General features: G+C 70.5%; 18 protein-coding genes. 8 read left to right on the plus strand and 10 right to left on the minus strand.

All coding sequences use genetic code 11. The features are described from left to right. Window positions 1-166 precede the first annotated feature (166 nt). Window positions 167-2,692 (minus strand): valine--tRNA ligase, encoded by a 2,526-nt coding sequence (valS, locus tag AB0C29_RS06730; protein ID WP_360816161.1) that lies wholly within the window; start codon window positions 2,690-2,692, stop codon window positions 167-169. Between the two features lie 120 nt (window positions 2,693-2,812). Here valS and AB0C29_RS06735 point away from each other — a divergent pair, with 120 nt between their 5' ends. After that, complete coding sequence (locus tag AB0C29_RS06735) at window positions 2,813-3,280, plus strand: hypothetical protein (protein ID WP_360816164.1); 468 nt, start codon at window positions 2,813-2,815, stop codon at window positions 3,278-3,280. A 6-nt stretch (window positions 3,281-3,286) separates the two neighbouring features. On the opposite strand, the gene AB0C29_RS06740 is transcribed toward AB0C29_RS06735, so the two are convergent. The 4 genes from AB0C29_RS06740 to asnB form a co-directional block, all read right to left on the minus strand. Then, entirely contained in the window at window positions 3,287-4,879 is a 1,593-nt protein-coding gene (locus AB0C29_RS06740; RefSeq protein WP_360816167.1) for a glycoside hydrolase domain-containing protein, read from the minus strand. 144 nt (window positions 4,880-5,023) lie between these two features. Continuing rightward, on the minus strand, window positions 5,024-5,275 hold the full coding sequence (locus tag AB0C29_RS06745; protein ID WP_360816170.1) for a hypothetical protein: 252 nt from the start codon (window positions 5,273-5,275) through the stop codon (window positions 5,024-5,026). Then, window positions 5,272-5,652, minus strand: coding sequence for a winged helix-turn-helix domain-containing protein (locus tag AB0C29_RS06750; protein WP_360816173.1), 381 nt, complete (start codon window positions 5,650-5,652; stop codon window positions 5,272-5,274). Before AB0C29_RS06750 ends, AB0C29_RS06745 begins: the two co-directional genes overlap by 4 nt. Window positions 5,653-5,794: 142 nt before the next feature. Beyond that, on the minus strand, window positions 5,795-7,645 hold the full coding sequence (asnB, locus tag AB0C29_RS06755) for an asparagine synthase (glutamine-hydrolyzing) (protein ID WP_360816176.1): 1,851 nt from the start codon (window positions 7,643-7,645) through the stop codon (window positions 5,795-5,797). Window positions 7,646-7,840: 195 nt separating this feature from the next. On the opposite strand from asnB, the gene AB0C29_RS06760 reads away from it, so the two are divergent. After that, window positions 7,841-9,031: a cytochrome P450 gene (locus AB0C29_RS06760; RefSeq protein WP_360816179.1), complete on the plus strand. Its 1,191-nt coding sequence runs from the start codon at window positions 7,841-7,843 to the stop codon at window positions 9,029-9,031. A 51-nt stretch (window positions 9,032-9,082) separates the two neighbouring features. On the opposite strand, the gene AB0C29_RS06765 is transcribed toward AB0C29_RS06760, so the two are convergent. From AB0C29_RS06765 to AB0C29_RS06775, 3 genes are all read right to left on the minus strand, one after another. Then, complete coding sequence (locus AB0C29_RS06765) at window positions 9,083-10,117, minus strand: methyltransferase (RefSeq protein WP_360816182.1); 1,035 nt, start codon at window positions 10,115-10,117, stop codon at window positions 9,083-9,085. Between the two features lie 70 nt (window positions 10,118-10,187). Then, window positions 10,188-10,970 (minus strand): AfsR/SARP family transcriptional regulator, encoded by a 783-nt coding sequence (locus tag AB0C29_RS06770; RefSeq protein WP_360816185.1) that lies wholly within the window; start codon window positions 10,968-10,970, stop codon window positions 10,188-10,190. 40 nt (window positions 10,971-11,010) lie between these two features. Beyond that, a complete protein-coding gene (locus tag AB0C29_RS06775; RefSeq protein ID WP_360816188.1) occupies window positions 11,011-13,197 on the minus strand; it encodes an MMPL family transporter in 2,187 nt (728 codons plus the stop codon). A 240-nt stretch (window positions 13,198-13,437) separates the two neighbouring features. On the opposite strand from AB0C29_RS06775, the gene AB0C29_RS06780 reads away from it, so the two are divergent. From AB0C29_RS06780 to AB0C29_RS06805, 6 genes are all read left to right on the plus strand, one after another. Continuing rightward, the gene (locus AB0C29_RS06780) at window positions 13,438-13,761 is read left to right on the plus strand and encodes a TcmI family type II polyketide cyclase (protein ID WP_360816191.1); all 324 of its coding nucleotides are present in this window, start codon (window positions 13,438-13,440) and stop codon (window positions 13,759-13,761) included. A 1-nt stretch (window position 13,762) separates the two neighbouring features. Beyond that, the gene (locus AB0C29_RS06785; protein ID WP_360816193.1) at window positions 13,763-14,218 is read left to right on the plus strand and encodes a DUF1772 domain-containing protein; all 456 of its coding nucleotides are present in this window, start codon (window positions 13,763-13,765) and stop codon (window positions 14,216-14,218) included. Further along, entirely contained in the window at window positions 14,215-14,553 is a 339-nt protein-coding gene (locus tag AB0C29_RS06790; RefSeq protein WP_360816196.1) for an antibiotic biosynthesis monooxygenase family protein, read from the plus strand. Before AB0C29_RS06785 ends, AB0C29_RS06790 begins: the two co-directional genes overlap by 4 nt. Continuing rightward, the gene (locus AB0C29_RS06795; RefSeq protein WP_360816199.1) at window positions 14,550-14,864 is read left to right on the plus strand and encodes an antibiotic biosynthesis monooxygenase; all 315 of its coding nucleotides are present in this window, start codon (window positions 14,550-14,552) and stop codon (window positions 14,862-14,864) included. The genes AB0C29_RS06790 and AB0C29_RS06795 overlap by 4 nt, the downstream gene beginning before the upstream one ends. Window positions 14,865-14,935: 71 nt before the next feature. Further along, a complete protein-coding gene (locus AB0C29_RS06800; protein ID WP_360816202.1) occupies window positions 14,936-15,415 on the plus strand; it encodes a hypothetical protein in 480 nt (159 codons plus the stop codon). 266 nt (window positions 15,416-15,681) lie between these two features. After that, window positions 15,682-16,368: an AfsR/SARP family transcriptional regulator gene (locus tag AB0C29_RS06805; protein WP_360816205.1), complete on the plus strand. Its 687-nt coding sequence runs from the start codon at window positions 15,682-15,684 to the stop codon at window positions 16,366-16,368. Between the two features lie 71 nt (window positions 16,369-16,439). Here AB0C29_RS06805 and AB0C29_RS06810 read toward each other — a convergent pair whose 3' ends face one another. Together AB0C29_RS06810 and AB0C29_RS06815 are read right to left on the minus strand one after the other, a co-directional pair. Continuing rightward, window positions 16,440-17,807 carry a biotin carboxylase N-terminal domain-containing protein gene (locus AB0C29_RS06810; protein ID WP_360816208.1) on the minus strand — a complete coding sequence of 456 codons (1,368 nt, stop codon included), beginning with the start codon at window positions 17,805-17,807 and terminating at the stop codon, window positions 16,440-16,442. Window positions 17,808-17,818: 11 nt separating this feature from the next. After that, window positions 17,819-18,277 carry a biotin/lipoyl-containing protein gene (locus AB0C29_RS06815; protein WP_360816210.1) on the minus strand — a complete coding sequence of 153 codons (459 nt, stop codon included), beginning with the start codon at window positions 18,275-18,277 and terminating at the stop codon, window positions 17,819-17,821. Between the last annotated feature and the right edge of the window lie 139 nt (window positions 18,278-18,416).

The raw sequence follows: 18,416 nt of genomic DNA on the forward strand, positions 1-18,416 counted from the left end.
CAATGCGGTGGTGGCCTCGGCGAAATCCGGCATCACCCGGCCGGCCCAGCTCGCGGGACGCAAAGTGTCCGTCAACAGCCTCGGTGCGGCCGGCGGCGCGACCTCGTCGGGCGGGATCGACATGACCCCTATGCTGCCGTGTCGGTGGCGCCCCCGGTGCCGGCTCTCAGAAAGCGCTGGCGATCACCAGTTCCGTGGTCCGGCCGGGCAGCAGGTCCAGCTTGGCGATCCGGCCCGCGGCCTTGAGGTCGTCCTCGACCAGCGCGAGCCGGTCCAGCACCTCCGCCGGGCCCAGGGCCTCGGCGAGCGGCACGTCCGCCTTCATCGACAACTTGCGGTCCGACTTGGCCCGGCGGACCTGACGCAGAGCGTCCCCGGCCAGGTCGAGCAGGGTGGCATCGCCGCCGGGCGCGACCCGGGTCAGCTCGTACGTCGTCGGCCACGTCGAGGTGTGCACCGAGCCGTAGCGCCACCACGACCAGATCTCCTCGGTCGCGTACGGCAGGAACGGCGCGAACAGCCGCAGCAGCACGGACAGCCCGGCCGCCAGCGTGGCCCGGGCCGAGTCGCCGCCCGGCCCCTCGGCGTACGCCCGGTCCTTGACCAGCTCGATGTAGTCGTCGCAGAAGGTCCAGAAGAACGCCTCGCTCACCTGCAACGCGGTCGTGTGGTCGTACGCGTCGAACGCCGCCGTGGCCGCCTGCACGACCTCGGCCAACCGGGCGAGCACCGCCCGGTCCAGGTCCGCGGTGACCGGCCGCCGCAGCGCGTCCGCGGCACCCAGCCCGAGGGCGAACTTGGACGCGTTGAGCAGTTTGGTGGCGAGCCGCCGGCCGACCTTGATCTGCGCCGGGTCGAACGCCAGGTCGGCGCCGGGACGCCCGTTGGCGGCCCAGTAACGCACCGCGTCGGCGCCGTTCTGCACCAGCAGGTCCATCGGCGTCACGACGTTGCCCTTGGACTTGGACATCTTCTTGCGGTCGGGGTCGAGGATCCAGCCGGAGAGCACGGCGGTGCGCCACGGCAGCGTGCCGTGCGCGGCGTGCGACCGGACGATCGAGTAGAACAGCCAGGTCCGGATGATCTCCTGGCCCTGCGGCCGCAGATCCATCGGGAAGACGCGCCGGAAGAGGTCCTCGTCGCTGCCCCAGCCGCCGACGATCTGCGGGGTCAAAGACGAGGTGGCCCAGGTGTCCATGACGTCCGGGTCGGCGGTGAAGCCACCGGGCACGTCGCGCTGCTCCTCGGTGAAGCCGGGCGGACACTCCGAGGAAGGGTCGACCGGCAGCGCTGAAACATCCGGTATGAGAAGCTTGTCGTGGTCCGGCTCGCCAGCGTTGTCGAGCCGGTACCAGATGGGCACGGGCACACCGAAGAACCGCTGCCGGCTGACCAGCCAGTCCCCGGTCAGGCCGTTGACCCAGTGGTCGTAGCGGTGCCGCATGTGCGGCGGGATCCAGGTCAGCTCGTCGCCGCGGGCCACCAGCTCGTCCCGCAACTGAGCGTCACGCCCGCCGTTGCGGATGAACCACTGCCGGCTCGTGACGATCTCCAGCGGCGAGTCGCCCCGCTCGTAGAACTTGACCGGATGGGTGATCGGCCGCGGCTCGCCCAGCAGGTCACCCGTCTCGGTGAGCAGCCGGACCATCTCGCGGCGGGCGGCGTTGACGGTGAGCCCGGCGAACTGCGCGTACGCCGCGGCCGGGACGCCCGGCGGCCGGTCGGCCAGGAAACGGCCGTCGCGGCCGAGCACCACCCGGGTCTCCAGCTGCAGGTCGCGCCACCAGATGACGTCGGTCAGGTCGCCGAAGGTGCAGACCATCGCGACGCCGGTGCCCTTGTCCGCCTCGGCCAGCGGGTGAGCGTGCACCGGCACCTCGACGTCGAACAGCGGGGTGCGCACGGTGGTGCCGGCCAGCGGATGCCCCGGCGGGCAGACCAGCGCGACGCAGGCGGGCAGCAGCTCCGGGCGGGTCGTGTCGACCTCGACCGGCCCGTCCGGGCCGTGAAAACGCAACCGGTGGTACGCCCCGGGCCGCTCCCGGTCCTCGATCTCGGCCTGCGCGACAGCGGTACGGAACCCGACGTCCCACAACGTCGGCGCCTCCGACGTGTACGCCTCACCCCGGGCCAGGTTGTCGAGGAACGCCCGCTGCGAGACGGCCTGCGCCCGCGCGCCGATGGTCGTGTAGGTCAGCGCCCAGTCGACCGACAACCCGAGCCGCCGCCACAACGCCTCGAAGACCTTCTCGTCCTCGACGGTCAACCGGCCGCACAGCTCGACGAAGTTACGCCGCGAAACCGGCAGCGGCTGCTTGGGCGGCGCGGCGGGCGGCTGCCACTGCGGGTCGTACGGCAGTGAAGGGTCGCAGTAGACGCCGTAGACGTTCTGCACCCGGCGCTCGGTCGGCAGCCCGTTGTCGTCCCAGCCCATCGGATAGAAGACGGCCTTGCCCCGCATCCGCTGGAACCGCGCGACGGTGTCGGTGTGGGTGTAGGAGAAGACGTGCCCCATGTGCAGCTCACCGGAAACGGTCGGCGGCGGGGTGTCGATCGCGTACACGTTGGCCCGCTCGGCTACCGACCGGTCGAACCGGTAGGTCCCCTCGGCCTCCCAATGGGAGGCCCACTTGTCTTCCAGTCCGTCGAGGGTCGGGCGGTCGGGCATCCGGCCGCTTGCAGGCTCCGTCATGCGGCCAGCGTAGGGCCGTCCCGGCCACAGGACGAGCGGTATCCGCGACCAGCTGGTCGGCGGTACCACCTGGGCCGGACTCGATGGACCGGCAGGAGTTTCTCCGATTCAATCTTTCGGATGCAGGAGCTGCTTGTATCCCTTGCGGCGCGGGTCGGTGTCACGGTGACCGACGTGCAGGACGAGCACGACCGGTGGCAGGTCTATGCGCAGGCGGTCAACTCCGACGACTGCGCCGACCTGCTGCTTGAGGCTGTCGGCCTCGAGCCGGACCTCAACGTCGCGCTGAGCGTCGTGCTGAGGAAGCTCGAAGTGGTTCCGCAGGCCGACCGGCAGCGGTGGGTCGACGGACTGACCGGCGACATACAGCGGCAGTTCGCTGCCCGCCGGGCGGCCGAACTGCCGGTGCTGGAGACCCGGCCGCTGGCGCCTTCGCTACAGAAGGGAATCGAGCAGGAATGGTCCGACTGGCTCCAGCTACGTCTCGCCGAATCCTCCCCGGAGCGCGACGTGATCTCCCGGCTCAGCCGGACAGGCCGCACCAAACGTATCCGTCGCACCGCCGCCGAGAGGCTCAAGCGCCGGTAAACCAGCTCAGAAGAGCGGTGACCGTCCCTTGTAGCCGGTCGCCACCCGCAGGCCCGGCCGCAGCCCGCTCCCCGTACCCCGGTAGAGCATCAAGCTTCCCGGCGTCTTGAGCACCGCCACCAGATCCGTATACCCGTCCCGGTCGAAGTCGCCCACCCCGAGCAGGTCCCGCTTGTTGTTCCACCCCGTCCCGAGCTGCTTCCTCGCACCCAGCGACCCCTTGCGCCCCGGGTACAGGAACAGCTGGCCCGCCTTGCCCTGGCGGACCATCAGGTCCGGGTGGCCGTCGCGGTTGAAGTCGCCCACGCCGGTCAGTTCGTTGCGCTGGTCCCAGCCGCCCTTGGCGATCAGTTTGCGGCCGGCCAGCTTCGTGCCCTTCACCCCCGGATAGAGGTACAGGTTGTGGTTGCTGGTCTGGGCCGCCACCAGGTCCGGGTAGCCGTCCTTGTTCAGGTCGCCGATCGCGGTGATCTCGCGCATCTTCTTGAAGTCCTTGGACAGCAGTTTGCGCGTGCCGAGGCTGCCGCTGCTGCGGCCCGGATAGAAGTACAGGTAGCCGTTGGCGGCCACCCGGGCCACCACGTCGGGGTAGCCGTCGCGGTTGAGGTCGCCGATCCGGACGATCGAGTTCATCGCCTTCCAGCCGCTGCCGAGCTTCTTGCGGGTCTTCTCGTCGGCGTACGTGCCGTTGCCCGGGTACAGGAACAGGTTGCCGGTGCTGGACGTCCGGGCCAGGACGTCGGACCAGCCGTTGCCGTTGTGGTCGGCCAGTTTCGCGGCGGGCAGCGGGGCGAAGTCGACCAGGTTGCTGTCGATGTTGATGGTGACGCCGCCCCAGGTCTCCTTGTGGTCGCCCTGGTACTGCTTCATCCGGCGGTGCGGGGACCAGTGGGTGGCGGGCAGGCCCGTGTCGGTCAGCGTGGCGACCTTGTCCCAGCGGGCGAAGTCGAGGTAGTCGGGGCGTACGTAGCCGGGGGCGGCGTAGTTGGCGACCTGGTCGGCCACGCCGGAACCCATGCTGCTGTAGAAGCCGGACAGGTAGCCCAGGTCGTGCAGCTTGGCCGTCCAGGCGCCCATGAAGGCCAGCACACCCTTGCGGCAGGCGGCGTCGTCCGTCCGGTACGCCTCCATGTCGTAGATCAGCACGCTCTGCGCGGCCAGGCCGAGCGCGCGGGCCTGCACCACGGCGTCCTGCGCGGCGGTGGCTCCCTGCGCGGCCGCTTTCGTGTTGCTGATGAGGTTCTTCTTCTTGGTCGTCGTGCAGGACGCCTGCGGGCCGACGTACAGCGGGATCAGGTGCCAGCCGGCCGCGACCTGGGTGCGTACCCAGCCGGCGGTGAGGTTCTTCTGGGTGCAGCCGCGGTTGTTGCCGCCGATGTAGATGCCGATCCCGCGGTACGGCGAGGCTTTGCGCCACGCCGCCATGTTCGCGCTGGAGGGTGCCGTGCAGGCGTCGAAAGCCTTGCCGGAGAAGGTGCCGGGCTGCACGGTGGCCGCCGCGCTGGCACTCATCGTCGCGTCCGCCTGTGCCAGGGTCAGCGTCGAGAGCAGGATCACCGCCACACCGAAGGCCGCCCGGACGACTCGCTTGCGGTGCAACGGCGCCATTGTGCGCATGAAGACCTTTTCCGGGACGGACGACAGGGGACGTCCGACCCAATCAAAGGGATCAACGCAACGGGTACGGCCGAACAGACGATCTTCGAAGTCGAACAGTCAGCTCCGTCAGTGGACCGCCGGGGCTCACCCGACGTCGCGCAGCAGCTTCTCCACTTCGGCGAGGCGGGCGCTCACGTCGCCCAGGCGTTCCTCGGTGCGTTGCTGGGCGGCGGTCGCCTCGGCGAGCGCCGTGCGGTACCGCTCGTCGCGGGTCTGGTCCTCGCGGTTGCGCCGCGACACGAACGTCTGGTGGATGATGAGCAGCAGGATCGCGAAGATGCCGGCGACCACCACCAGTCCGGCCAGCTGTGCCACTGTTCCGACGGTGTCCGTCACGCCTGTTCCTTTCCCGTGCTGTCCTTGGGATCGTCCAGCGTCTTGGCCGCCTCGGCGACCCGCGCGGGATCCAGCCGCAGCAGGAACGGCGCGACGTCGTAGAAACGCATCGCCTTGCCGTCGTCGGAGAGCTCCAGTGACCCCGTGACGAGGCCGACTGCTTCCAGGCGTTGCAGGTGCATGTGGAGCAGCGGACGGCTCATGCCCAGGACGCGGGCCAGTTCGCTGACGTAGTTGCGGCCCTCGTTGAGGGCGGCGATGATCCGCAGCCGGTGCGGGTTCGCCAGGGCAGCCAGCACGTTCAGCAACTGCTCGCCGGACAGATCACGCTCACCGGACGCGTCCAGCGGACGGCCTGTGCCATCGCTTCGCTCCACTCACCTCGCCCGTTCGGTCGACCAACCGAGAGTATAGGGCCGCCGACACTCCGCGAGCCATGCGCGCGCCCCACCGCCGCGGGCCCGGTGCGATCGGTGACCCGGTCGCACCCGGCCCGCGGCAGCAGCGGGGGAGCAAGGTTCAGAGCAGGACACGGATGCCGTACCGGGCCAGCCAGGCGTTGGTCTGCAGCATCATCTCGATGTCGGCGCGGCCCTGCCAGCCACCGGCCAGCCGGTCCAGGTCGGCGAGCTGGGCGGTTGCGGCCTCCCGGTTCAGGTACGGCGCGATCGGCGCTTCCCGGTCGGCCAGCACCTCCTGCAGAGCGTCCCGCAGGGCCTCGGCGTGCCGGACGTCCGGCGTACTCGGGAAGGGGTTCTTCGGCCGGTCCAGGATCTCGTCCGGCAGCACCTGCCGGCCCAGCCGGCGCAGGATGCTCTTCGACCGCCCGCCGTGGGTCTTGAGTGCCCACGGCATGTTGAAGGCGTACTGCACGAGCTCCGGCTCGACGAACGGCACGCGCAGGCGCAGCCCGTTGTTGGCGGTGAGCCCGTCGTCCTGCGCGAGCCCCATCTCCATCCACCCCTGCAGGTACAGGTAGCAGATCTCGCGCATCCGGCGTTCCTGCGGGTCGGCGCCGGCCACGTGCGGCACCTTGGCCAGCTGGGTGCGGTACTGGTCGGCGCAGTAGCCCGGGATGTCCAGCCGCTTGAGCAGATCGGTGTCGAACAGGCCGGTACCGATGCCGGAGTTGCGCACGAAGTACTGGCCCGCGGCCACCCACGGCAGCGTCTCGGCCGCCACCACCTCCGGCTTGTCGATGTGCAGGAACTCGCCGAAGATCGTGTCCGACCACTCGCCCATCATGGTGATGTCCGCGCGCCGGCCGACCGCCTCGAAGAACATGTGGATCGAGTTGCTCATCTCGCCCACCGGCAGCGGCACGTCCGGCATCGCCCGCATCGCGGCGTCCCGGGTGACCGGGTCCCACAGCTCGTCGCGGTCGAGCTCGATGTCGGTGTGGTCGGTGCCGAGGTGCTCGGCGACCACGGCGGCGAAGCTGGCGTCCGCGTTGCCGTCGGCGCGTTCGGCGTTGCGCGCGTGGGTGGCGAAGTCCACCGAGATGGTGCGGAGCTGACCGTTGCCCCGCTCCCGGGCGATGCGGGTGGCCAGGGCCGTGACCAGGCTCGAGTCCAGGCCTCCGGACAGCATGATGGCCAGCGCCGGGTCGTCGGTCAGGCGCTTGGCGATCGCCTCTTCCAGCAGGCCGTGCACCCGGTCGACGGTGCCGTCCAGGTCCTCGGTGTGCTCGCGGGCCTCCAGCTGCCAGAAGGCCCGGGTGGTGACACCCCGGCGGTGCACGGTCGTCACACTGCCGCCCGGCACCTTGTGCATGTTGCGGAAGACCGCGTGGCCCGGGGTGCCGGCGAAGCCGATGACCTCGCGCAGACCGTCCTCGTCGACCGCGGCCGGCGTCAGCGGATGGGCGAAGATCGCCTTCGGCTCGGAGCCGAACACGACGCCGCCGCCGACCATCTGGTAGTACAGCGGCTTGATCCCGATCCGGTCGCGGACCAGCAGCAACCGCTCCTGCCGGGCGTCCCACAACGCGAAGGCGAAGATGCCGTCCAGCTGCTCGGCCACCCGGTCGCCGAAGATCAGGTACGCCTGCGCCACCAGCTCCGCGGTGCCGCCGCCGCGCAGCACGCACCCGCGGGCCAGCAGCTGCCCGCGCAGGGCCGTGGCGTTGAACAACTCGCCGTCGAACGTGATCGCGACGACCGGACGGCCGTCCGCGCTGACGCAGTACGGCTGCTGGCCCTCCGGGTCCTCACCGGCGATCCGCCGATGCCCCAGCGCCACGGGACCGCCCGCCCAGACCGACTCGCCGTCCGGGCCACGGTTGGCGACGGCGCCGGCCATCGCGCGCACCACGTCGCGGCGGTTCGACAGGTCCCGGTCGAAGTCCAGCCATCCGACAATGCCGGCCATCCGACACCTCTTCTCCCACTCGTCATCGATTTCCTCTGCGGCCAGATGCTCTGCCGACGCCGTCGAGGCGTGGTCGAGGAGCACTCGACACCGGCTGGAGCGGTCCGGGCCGCGTCTGGTTCGAGCGCCGTCCGAGGAGCCGTCGAGTGCGGCACCGCACGCTGGGCCGAATGCCGTCGTGTGAAGGGACAGATCATGGCCGAGCCCATCCTGCGTTTCCCCCTGCGTGGCCCGGATCCGCTCGAGCCCGCACCGGAGCTGGCGCGGCTGCGCACCGAGTGCCCCGCGGCGCGGATCGAACTGCCCAGCGGCCATCAGGCCTGGCTGGTGACCCGCTATGCGGACGCCCGGGCCGCGCTCGCCGATCCCCGGCTCAGCAAGGCGGCGACGACCGTCGAGGGCGCGCCCCGCATCCTGCCGGTGGCGGCGAACTCCAAGTCGATCTTCTCGATGGATCCGCCCGAACACACCCGGGTACGCCGGCTGGTCACGCCCGCGTTCGGCGCCCGCCGGATCGCTGCCATGCGCAAAGGTGTCGAGGAGCTCACCGACAGCCTGCTGGACGAGCTGGAGGCGACGGGACAGCCGGGTGACCTGGTGGCCGGCCTGGCCCTGCCGCTGCCCATCCGGGTGATCTGCGAGCTGCTCGGCGTCCCGTACGAGGACACCGAGAAGTTCCGGGGCTGGACGGACGTGATGCTCAGCATCACCGCCCATGCGCCGGCCGACGTGCTCGCCGCGCGCCGCAATCTCAACGCCTACCTGTCCGAGCTGATCGTGGCCCGCCGTGAGCAGCCCGCCGACGATCTGCTGACGGTGCTCATCCGGGCGGCGGAGGACGACGACCGGCTCAGCCACGAGGAGCTGCTGGCGTTCGGGCACACGCTGCTGGTGGCCGGATACCACGCGACCGCGGGCGAACTGATCCATGCCCTGCTGCACCTGATGAGCCGTCCGGACCAGCTCGCTGTCCTGCGCGACGACCCGGCCCTGATCGAACCCGCGGTCGAGGAACTGCTGCGGTTCTCCACCGCGGGCAGCGGGGCCAGCGCGTTGCGGGTCGCGACCGAGGACGTCGAGCTGGCCGGGGTGACGGTCCGGGCCGGGGAGGCGGTGCTGGCCTCGGCGCAGTCGGCGAACCGGGACGAGGAGGTCTTCGCCTGCCCAGAGCAGCTCGACGTGACGCGGCAGCACAATCCGCACCTGGCGTTCGGGCACGGCGTGCACCACTGCATCGGCGCACAGCTGGGCCGGATGGAGCTCGCGGTGGCGATCACCCGGCTGCTGGCCCGGTTCCCGGACGTCCACCTGGACCCGCACGCCGAGCTGCGCTGGATCGGCGGGATGGCGTTCAGCCGTCCCGCCGCCCTGCCGGTGCGCTGGTAGCCGGACGGCCCGGGGCCCGGTCGCGACGCGACCGGGCCCCGTCGTCCGTGGTCAGGCGACCGGCTTGCGCCCGATCACCACGGTCTCGGTGTCCTCGAGCAGCGGCACCGACGCGGTCCGGTCGAAACCCGCGGCGTGCAGCCAGTCACGGCAGTCCGAGACCCGGTACTCCGAGCCGCCCGGCGTCACCAGCAGCAGGTTCACGCTGCCCAGCAGGCTCAGGGTGCGGGCGCCGGCGGCATCGTCGATCATCCTGTCGTAGATCAGGACCGCACCACCGGGCCGGACCGACTGGAAGGCCCGGTCCAGCAGGCTCCGCCGCTGCTCGTCGTTCCAGTCGTGCAGGATGTGGCCGAACACCAGCACGTCGGCCTCGGGCAGCGGGTCGGCGAAGAAATCGCCGGAGTGGAACTGCAGCCGGTCGGCCACCCCGCGTTCGCTGGTCAGCTCCTCGAACAACGGCTTCAGGTGCGGCAGGTCGAAGACCCCGCCGCGCAGGTGCGGGTGCGCCTGGGCGAGTACGGAAGCCAGGTTGCCGCGGGCCCCGCCGATGTCGATGAACGTCTCGGTGGCACTCCAGTCGAACGCGCCGGCCAGGTCCGGGCCGATCAGGTTGGTCAGCGAGTCCATGCCGGAGATGAACCTGCGCAGGGCGTCGAGATCCTGGTAGAGGTTCGGGAAGAAGTTGTCGCTCATCGGCCCGGTCAGCTGCGGCTCACCCGTACGCAGGCCGTCCGGCAGCCGGCTCCACGCCTCGTACAGCCGGCTGCTGGTCATCCGCATCCAGCCGCCGAGGTAGCCGGGCCGGCCTTCGACCAGATACGCATCCGCGGCCGCGCTGTTGCGGTAGCCCTGGGCCGTGCGCTCGAGCATGCCCAGGGAAGTGAGCGAGTCGAGATACTCCTCGACTGCGCGCCCGTTGAGCCCGAGCCGTTCGCAGATCTGCGCCGGGCCGGCCGGGCCGTCGGCGAGCGCGGTGAACAGTCCCAGCTCGACGCCGGTCAGCACCACCTTCGCCCGCCAGAACGCCGTGCTCAGCTCCAGCAGCGGCCGCACTGCTGGTGTCGGCGCTGTCCTTGTCTCCATCGGACGGTCCTCCTCGTGGTCGTCGCGGGGCAGGGCACCCCGATGTCGATGACCGGCATCCTGTCCGTGGTCACTCGACGGCGGCTTGAGGTTCGGTGGTGGATCCACCCAGATCCGCCTGGAGCAGATCGGCGTGCAGCCGGCGCAGGGCGGCCGACGGCAGGATCTCGAAGGTCTCGGCCAGGCCGCGTTCCAGCCGTTGGTACACCGCGAGTGCCTCGCCCCGGCGCCCGGCGCGGCGCAGCGCCCGGATCAGCTGGGCGTGCAGGAGCTCGTTGTGCGACTCCGTGGCGGTCAGGCTCTTCAGCTCGCCGATCAGCTCGTGGTGCCGGCCGAGCTGCAGGTCGGCCTCGATCCGCATCTCGATCGCGTTGAAGCGGTTCTCCTCCAGCCGCAACCGATGCCGGCTCAGGACCGGCCCGGCGCTGACGCCGCTCAACACCGGCCCGCGCCACAGCTCCAGGGCTGCCCTCAGCTCGGCTGTCGCGCTGAGGGCGTCGCCGCGGGAGAGCAGCCGTTGCCCCGAGGTGGTGAGACGGTCGAACTCGTACAGATCGAGGATGTCGTCGTCGATCCGGACCAGATAGCCGGACTGGCTGGTGCGCAACCGCGGACTGGCGTGCGACCCGCCACCCAGGGACTTGCGGAGCTGGTAGACGTAGGTCTGCACGATGGTCCGGGCCGAGGCGGGCACAGCGTCACCCCAGAGCTCGCCGATCAGTGCCTCCGTGGGAATCACCCGGCCCGCGTCGATGAGCAGCAGAGCGAGCAGCTGACCCGGTTTCGGCGCCAGCGGCACCGGGCGTCCCTGATCGTCGAGCACCTCGAGCGGACCGAGCAGGTTGAACCGCACGATGACACCTTCCGTTCGTCGTGGACGTGTCCCGGGCGGTTCAGCGGGTGGTCAGTTCCTCCGCGAGATGATCGCCGCGCGGGACGGTCCCGGCTGGTGCGGGCGTGGCCGGCGGGACGGGGCGGGGCCGGATCAGCAAGGCGCGTTCCAGCCACCTCGGCACCCACCAGGTGTGCCGGCCGGAGATCGAGATCAGCGCGGGCACCAGCAGGGCGCGCAGCAGGGTCGCGTCGAGCAGGATGCCGATGCCCAGGCCGGAAGCCATGATCTTGATGTTCACGTCCGGCAGGATCGCCATCGAGGCGAAGGCCAGGAACAGGATCAGCGCGGCGCTGGTGACCAGCCGGCCGATCCGGCTCAGCCCCTCGACCACGGCCGTGCGCCCGTCGCCGGTCCGGTCGTACTCCTCGCGGATGCGGGTCAGCAGGAAGACCTCGTAGTCCATCGACAGTCCGAACAGGAACGCGAAGGTCATCAGTGGTACCCACATGGTGATCGAACCGGTCGCGGGCGAGTCCCAGAGCTGGGAGCCGTAGCCCTCCTGCCAGATGAGCACCAGGGCGCCGTACGCCGCGGCCAGGGACAACAGGTTCAGCAGGATGGCCTGCAGGGCCAGCAGCACCGACCGGAAGGCGCGGATCAGCACCAGGAAGGTGATCAGGGCGATCACCGCCAGCATGAGCGGGAAGTACCGGTAGAGCGACGAGGTGGCGTCGATCTCCTGGGCGCCGGTGCCGCCGACCTGCGCGGCCGGGAACTCCGCGTCCACCACGCCGCGGACCCGTTCGACGGTCCGCTTGCCGGTGGCCGTACTGGTCTCCGCATCGGGGATGACGGTCACCAGGGCCGAGCCGGGCCGGGTCCAGGCCGGCCCGGCCGGGGCCGTGGCGGTCCGGATGCCGGGCAGGGCGGCGACCCGGTCGGCGACGCGCTGTGCCTCGGCCGGTGAGCCGGTGCGGATCTCGATCGGCGTCAGCGAACCGTCCGGCAGATCCGCCGACCGCAGCTGGACGAGTCCCTGGTAGGCGGGCCCGGACGGGGTCAGGGCGTCGGCGGGCGGGCTGCCGATCCGGGTGCCGAAGGCGGCGACGCACAGCGGTACGAGCAGCGCCAGCGCGATGAACGTGGCGAGCCACCGCCTGCGGTAGACGAGCGCGGCCCAGCCGGCCCAGAGCCGGCTGCGGGTGTGCCGGGCGGCTCGCCGCGGCCAGTCCAGGCGCTCGCCGACGGTGGCCAGCAGGACCGGCAGCAGCGTCAGGTTGACCAGCGCGCTGACCACCGGGATCAGCAGCCCGCCGTAGCCGACGCTGCGCAGGAACGGCACCGGCAGGAAGACGAGCACCAGCAGGCCGAACCCGACCGCGGTGGCACTGAACAGCACCGCGGAACCGGCGGTCGACATCGCGCGGACGGTGGCCTCCCGGCTGTCCAGGCCGTTGCCGCGTTCCTCCCGCCAGCGGTTCACGATCAGCAGGGCGTAGTCGATCGCCACGCCGAGTCCGATCAGGGCGATCAGGTACTGCACCAGGAAGTTGACCTGGGTGATCCCGGTCAGGCCCCAGACCAGCAGGAAGGTGGTGAGGATCGAGACGGCGGCGAGCAGCAGCGGCAGCAGCGCGAGGAAGGAGCGGAAGACGAAGAGGAGCACCACCAGCGCGCCGATCGCCCCGATCATGGTCTCCACCAGGACGCCGGTGCTGACCTCGGAGTCCGCGGCCTGCGCGCTGAGCGCGTCGATCCCGGTGACCTGCACGGTGGTGCCGGCGGGCAGGCCCGCGGTGAGTGCCCCGGTGACCGTCGGGACCAGGTCCGGCCCGGCGGAACGCTCGCCGTAGAAGGGCTTGAAGACCAGGCCCAGCAGCGTACGGCCGTCCGGGGAGATCAGCCGCCGGTCGTCGGTGACCGGGTACGCCACCGAGCGCAGTTGCCCGCTCGCGTCCAACTTCGCGTACGCCTCGCGCAGCCCGTCCCGTACAGCGGGATCGTCGACTGTGGTGTCTCCCGGCAGTGTCACGACGGTCACCAGCGGACTCCCCGAGCCCCCGTTGCCGTACTCCCGCAGGATCGACACGTTGGCCTCGTAGCCGCGGGCCCCGGGGAACGAGAAGTCCCGGGAGAGGCGGTCGGTGGCCTGCCCCGCCGCAAAGATGCCGGCCACCAGTGCGGCCAGCCAGAACAGCAGAACGGGCACCTTGAAGCGCAGCACCCCGTCGGCAAACCTGGACATCGGCAAACCCCCTCGTCGAGCGGCGCCCGGGCGCTATCGACAGCATCACCCGTCACGTGTAAGAAAACTCTGACAGGTGTCAGGACGGTCTGTCAACGCATCCTCGCCGGTGGTGAAACAGCGACGGATCCGTATACGTCGGCTCTAGCGGCCCTTGAGTGGGCATCGATCGAGCGATGACACGGTCGCAGCCGGGAGCCCGCGATTCGCGGCGGGCGCGTGAGCGGGGAGAGAGCGACCATGCACCAGACCCTGATCGTGGCTCGGATGGATCCGGCCGACGCCGACGCGGTGGCCGGGATCTTCGCCGAGTCGGACGCCGGTGAACTGCCCCACCTGATCGGAGTGTCACGCCGCACGCTGTTCCGTTTCCACGGCCTGTACTTCCACCTGGTCGAGGCGGCCGACGACATCGCCGACCGGCTGTACGCGACCCGCGGTCACCCGTTGTACGCCGACGTCAACACCAAGCTCGGCAAGCACATGACGCCGTTCGACCCGGACTGGAAAGAACCGAAGGACGCGATGGCCACGACCTTCTACCAGTGGCAGTCCGGCAGCTGAAGTGGCGGTGCTGATCGCGGCGGCTCTGCTGGCCAACGGCCTGGCGGCGGGCGTGCTCATGGGCACTGTGCTCGGTGGAGTGCCGTTGCTGCTGAGCCTGCCGCCCGAGCGCTACCTGGAGACACACCGCTTTCTGGCCAACCGGTACGAGCCCTTCCAGCCGCTGTGCATGCTCGCGACCCTGGCCTGCGACGTCGCGCTGGTGGCGGTCGGGCCGGCCGGCGTACGGCCGCTGTTCGCCGCGTCGGCGCTGCTGATCCTCGGCGTCATCGCGATCTCGGCCGGGCGCAACGTACCGATCAAGCGATGGGCCATCGCGCTGGATCCGGCGCACCTGCCCGGCGAATGGTCGGACATCGACCCCCGCCGGCGGTGGGCCCGTTGGAACACCATCCGTACCGCCGCCGCCGTGCTGGCGTTCGCGCTCAACGTGCTGGCGGCGACCCTCCTGCGATGAATGAGGTCACCATGCCGGAAGAAGCCTTTCGGATTCTCCTGAAAATGCATGTCCGCCCGGGGCTGGAAGCCGATTTCGAGAAGGCCTGGCTGGCCGTCGGAAATGTGATAACCGAGCATCCGGCCAACCTCGGCCAATGGCTCATGCGAGCCACCGATGAAAGCTCCGTCTACTACATCATCAGTGACTGGGTGGACGAGCCGCAGTTCCGCCGATTCGAATTGAGTGACGCGCACGTCGCCCACCGCCGGCAGTTGCATCCGTTCCGGTCGGGCGGCTCCATGGCGACCATGCAGGTCCTGCACGGCTTTCCCGGCCGGGCCGGTGCCCGATGAGCACCCGGGTGCGCGCCCTGCTCTTTCTCGCCGCCGGCACCGAGGCCGGCGGTGAGTTGATCGCCGACGCGTACCACCGGGTCAGCAGTGAGCTGGCCGGCACCGCCGGCCTGCTGGGCAACGAGCTGCTGCGGTGCCGCGACGAACCGGACCGGCTGGTGGTGCTCAGCGAGTGGGCCAGCCTGGCGGATTTCCAGCGGTGGGAACGCACTGCCGGGCACCGGGCCGCGACAGCGCCGTTGCGGCCATTCCAGGAACACGCGGCGCCACCGCGGCACGGCTGTTACGAGGTCGTCGCGACACATCACTGATTCCCGTTCCCACGACCGGATCGCCGCTCGATCCGGACCATCGCTCGATACAGGGAGAAGAAATGACGAACGTGCAACGGCGCGAGATCCTGCGGGGCGCCTCACTTTCCTTCGCCGGCCTGGCCGGTGTGCTCGGCGCGGGCGCCGTGGCAGCGACTCCGGCGGTGGCTGCGGACCGCACCCGGGCCGAGCCGGCGTTGTCGCCGCTGGGGCCGTGGAGCGCCGAGGTGACGATCCCCGGTCAGTGGAGCGACCTGTCGCTCTACGCCTTCACGGCCGACGGGATCCTGCTCAACGGCAGCAACGCCGGCGCCATCGGCATCGGCGCCTGGCGCCGGACCGGACGGAATCGTTTCCGGTACGGATTCCGCGAATACCTACTATCGACTAGCGGACAGTTGGAGGGCGAACTCCGGGTCAAACTGGACGCTCGATTTACATCGGCCGATGCATTTGTGGCCGAGGGCGTGGCGGAGGGATTCGATTTGGCCGGGAATCCGACAGTGGTTTTCCATCCGGTCGTCACCGCGCGGCGATACGGCCTGGACTGATAAGGAAGTAGTCGCCGTCAATGCCTTCATGAACTCGCGGGTAACCCTGATACTGATCGGTGCGGGTGCACTCTGGTGAGCCGGTGACCGGATCGCCACCGGCTCAGCAATTGTTCAGGATGAACACCCTGTCGCCGCAGCCGGCGACGGGGTCGATGCGAAACCGGAGACGAAAACGGCGGGGGAGAAAGGTTGTGTTTTTCCGGATTTTAGGACCTATCGAGATCGAATACGCACACACGATAGTCACGCCCAAGGCGCCGAAGTTGCGCCAGGTGGCGGCGTTGCTGATCCTGCACGCGAACCGCACCGCCAGCGCCACGCAGCTCATCGAGGAGTTGTGGCAGGAACAACCACCGGCCAGCGCGCTGACCACCCTGCAGACCTACATCTACCAACTGCGCAAGATATTCGGTGCGGTCGTGCCGCCGGGCGACGCCCGGGACCTGCTCATCACCCGGCCGTCCGGATACGCGCTCATGGTCCCGCCGAACAATCTGGACCACGCCCAGTTCGAGACCCTGCTCCGGCAGGGGCGCACCGCCCTGGCGGCGGGGGACGCCGACCGGGCCTCCGGTCTGCTGCACGACGCGTTGTTCCTGTGGCGGGGGGCGCCACTGGGCGACGTGCCGACCGGGCCGTCCCTGAGTGCGTACGCGCAGTGGCTGGAGGAACAGCGGATGGACGCGCTGGAGCTGCGCATCAAGGCGGATCTGGCGGTCGGGATGCACCGGCAGCTCATCGGTGAGCTCAAGTCGCTGGTCGCCGCCAACGAACTGCACGAGTGGCTGCACGCGGAGCTGATGATCGCCCTGCACCGCTCCGGGCGCCGGGGCGAGGCGATGGGTGTGTACCAGCAGTTGCGCGTCACCCTGCGGGACAGTCTGGGGCTCGAGCCGTCGGCCGGGGTCCGGGACGTCTACCAGCAGGTGCTGACCGACGACTCGGTCTGACCAGTACGTGACGGGTGCGCCCGGCTGTACCGCGATGGTGCAGCCGGGCGCACCCGTCGTGGTCCGGATCGTCAGGTGGCGGTGTCGGTGCGCTCGGCGAGAAGCTCCGCGACCAGTGCGGTGGTGTGCCGGGCGGCCTGGAAACGCGGATCGCGCAGGACCTGCCGCAGAAAGTCGCCGGTCGTCCGGACGCCCGGGCCGTCCACCCGGAACTCCTCCAGCGCCCGGTCCAGCCGGGCGATGGCCTGCTCCCGGTCCGGCGCCCACACGACCACCTTGGCCAGCAGCGAGTCGTAGTCCGGGGCCACCCGGTAGCCGGGATACGCGTGCGAGTCCACCCGGGTGAACGGGCCACCGGCCGGGACGAACTCGGTGAGCAGGCCGGCCGTCGGGGCGAAGCCACGGTCGGGGTCCTCGGCGTTCAACCGGGCCTCCAGAGCCACCCCGCGTCGCGGCAGACTGAGCGCGTCCAGATCCAGCGGGAGTCCCGCGGCCACCCGCAGCTGCTCGCGGACGATGTCCAGGCCGGTGATCGCCTCGGTCACCGGGTGCTCGACCTGGATCCGGCAGTTGATCTCCATGAAGGTGAAGCGGCGATCGGCGCCGACCAGGAACTCGAACGTGCCGGCGCCCCGGAAGCCGGTGGCCCGGGCGCCGCGTACCGCGCTGTCGGCCATCTCCTGCGCCATCCCGTCGGGCAGGCCGCCGGCGGGAGCCTCCTCCAGCAGCTTCTGGTGCCGGCGCTGCACCGAGCAGTCCCGGTCGCCCAGGGCGACGGTGTTGCCGTGGTCGTCGCAGAGAACCTGCACCTCGATGTGCCGGGCGCCCTCGAGGTAGCGCTCGATGTAGAGGCCGCCGTCACCGAAGACGGCCATCGCCGTGGCCCGGGTGCTCCGGTACGCCGCCAGCAGCTCACCCGGGTGGCGGACCACCGCCATCCCGCGCCCGCCGCCCCCGGCCGACGCCTTGATGATCAGCGGATAACCCACCTCGTCGGCCAGCGCCCGGACGTCCTGCGCCGTGGGCCGCGAGATCCGGCCGCCGGGCAGGACGGGCAGCCCGGCCTCCTGCATCATCGTGCGGGCCGACGCCTTGTCCGCCATCCGGTGCAGGACCTCCGGTGGCGGACCGATGAACACCAGGCCGCTGCGCCGGCAGATCTCGGCGAAGTCGGCGTCCTCGGAGAGGAACCCGTAGCCCGGGTGGATCGCCTCGGCCCCGGCCTGCAGGGCCGCCTCGATGACGGCCGGCGCGTTCAGGTAGCTGTGCTTGGCCGCCGCCGGTCCGATGTGGATCGCCTGGTCGGCGGCCCGGACGACGGCCGAGTCGCGATCGGCGGTCGAGTAGACGGCGACGGTCTTGATGCCCATCTCCCGGCAGGTCCGGGCGACCCGCAGGGCGATCTCGCCGCGGTTGGCGATGAGTACCTTGCCGAACATCGCAGCGCCTCTCACTCCGGGCCGATCGGGTCGATCAGCACCAGCGGCTGGTCGTACTCGACCCCCTCGCCGTCGCCCGGCAGGATCTCCAGGACCCGGCCGGAGCAGTCCGCCTCGATCGGGTTCATCAGCTTCATCGCCTCCAGGATGCCGATCTGCTGACCGGTCTCCACGAAGTCACCCACCTCGATGAACGGCTTCGCCCCGGGCTCGCCGGCCCGGAAGAACGTGCCGACCAGGGGCGCCCGCAGCAGGTGTCCGCCGGCTGTCCCGGCGACCGCCGCGACGGGTGTCGCGACCACCGAGGCGGTGGCCGACACGGCCACCGTGCCGGGCCGCGCCCACTGCAGTTCGAGGACCGCCTCGCCGATCTGCGCGCGTACCCGGTCGAGGGGGCCGGGGACGCTCGCGACCAGCCGTTCGACCTGGCGGCACAGCTGGTCCAGGGTTTCGCCGGTGCCGTCAGTCATGCTCCGCCTCCCGAGTTCCGGATCCGGCCGCGCCGCCGGTTCATCCGTTCCGCCGGTGACGCGCCGGTCACCTCGTCGAGCGCCCGGGCCAGGGCCGCACCCAGCAGCTGGGCCGCGGCCGCGGGATCGGTGTGCGCGC

The sequence above is a fragment of the Actinoplanes sp. NPDC048791 genome (assembly GCF_040650095.1).
GTDB lineage: Bacteria > Actinomycetota > Actinomycetes > Mycobacteriales > Micromonosporaceae > Actinoplanes.

Bases quoted from the DNA above. Each gene is read 5' to 3' on its own strand.
- valS (WP_360816161.1), bottom strand. From the start codon at position 2,692: ATGACGGAGCCTGCAAGCGGCCGGATGCCCGACCGCCCGACCCTCGAC.
- AB0C29_RS06735 (WP_360816164.1), top strand. From the start codon at position 2,813: ATGCAGGAGCTGCTTGTATCCCTTGCGGCGCGGGTCGGTGTCACGGTG.
- asnB (WP_360816176.1), bottom strand. From the start codon at position 7,645: ATGGCCGGCATTGTCGGATGGCTGGACTTCGACCGGGACCTGTCGAAC.
- AB0C29_RS06760 (WP_360816179.1), top strand. From the start codon at position 7,841: ATGGCCGAGCCCATCCTGCGTTTCCCCCTGCGTGGCCCGGATCCGCTC.
- AB0C29_RS06765 (WP_360816182.1), bottom strand. From the start codon at position 10,117: ATGGAGACAAGGACAGCGCCGACACCAGCAGTGCGGCCGCTGCTGGAG.
- AB0C29_RS06775 (WP_360816188.1), bottom strand. From the start codon at position 13,197: ATGTCCAGGTTTGCCGACGGGGTGCTGCGCTTCAAGGTGCCCGTTCTG.
- AB0C29_RS06780 (WP_360816191.1), top strand. From the start codon at position 13,438: ATGCACCAGACCCTGATCGTGGCTCGGATGGATCCGGCCGACGCCGAC.
- AB0C29_RS06790 (WP_360816196.1), top strand. From the start codon at position 14,215: ATGAATGAGGTCACCATGCCGGAAGAAGCCTTTCGGATTCTCCTGAAA.
- AB0C29_RS06795 (WP_360816199.1), top strand. From the start codon at position 14,550: ATGAGCACCCGGGTGCGCGCCCTGCTCTTTCTCGCCGCCGGCACCGAG.
- AB0C29_RS06810 (WP_360816208.1), bottom strand. From the start codon at position 17,807: ATGTTCGGCAAGGTACTCATCGCCAACCGCGGCGAGATCGCCCTGCGG.
- AB0C29_RS06815 (WP_360816210.1), bottom strand. From the start codon at position 18,277: ATGACTGACGGCACCGGCGAAACCCTGGACCAGCTGTGCCGCCAGGTC.